The sequence below is a fragment of the Parafrankia sp. Ea1.12 genome (assembly GCF_900465275.1).
In the GTDB taxonomy this organism is placed as follows: Bacteria; Actinomycetota; Actinomycetes; order Frankiales; family Frankiaceae; genus Parafrankia; species Parafrankia soli.
This window is the reverse complement of record NZ_UBIZ01000136.1, coordinates 1-624: the sequence shown is the minus strand read 5'-3', so window position 1 is coordinate 624 and position 624 is coordinate 1. Positions and strand designations below refer to the sequence as shown.

General features: G+C 73.2%; 1 protein-coding gene. It reads right to left on the bottom strand.

Annotation, left to right across the window (positions count from 1 at the left end; all coding sequences use genetic code 11):
* The coding region (locus FMEAI12_RS03395) for a PLP-dependent transferase (RefSeq protein WP_200835173.1) at positions 1-624 on the bottom strand (624 nt) is incomplete at both ends.

Genomic DNA, 624 nt, shown 5'->3' with positions numbered 1-624 from the left:
CAGCGAGCGGACGTCGCCGATGTTGGCGAGGTGGCTGAACAGCTCCAGGCCCTCGACGAACTTCCGGCCCGCCGCCGCACCGCCCTCGATACCGAACGCCAGCACGGCGCCCGCGCCGCGCGGCAGGTAACGCGCCGCCGCGGCGTGCCACGGGCTGGAACGCAGCCCCGGGTAGGCCACCCAGCCGACCTCGTCGCGCGCGGCCAGCCACTCGGCGACGCGCAGCGCGTTGGCGCTGTGCCGCTCCATCCGCAGCGACAGCGTCTCCAGGCCCTGCAACAGCAGGAACGCGTTCATCGGCGCCAGCGCGGGGCCGAGGTCGCGCAGCAGCCGCGCGCGGGCCCGCAGGATGAAGGCCGTCTCGGGGAAGGCGTCGAGGAACACCAGGCCGTCGTAGGCCGGGTCCGGTTCGGTGAACCGCGGGTAGCGCCCGTTGCCCCAGTCGAACCGGCCGCCGTCGACGATGATCCCGCCGATGGACGTCCCGTGCCCGCCGATGAACTTGGTCGCCGAGTGCACGACGATGTCGGCGCCGTGCTCGAACGGCCGGTACAGGTAGGGCGTCGCCAGCGTGTTGTCGATGATCAGAGGTATCCCGGCCTCGTGCGCGACGGCCGCGACGCC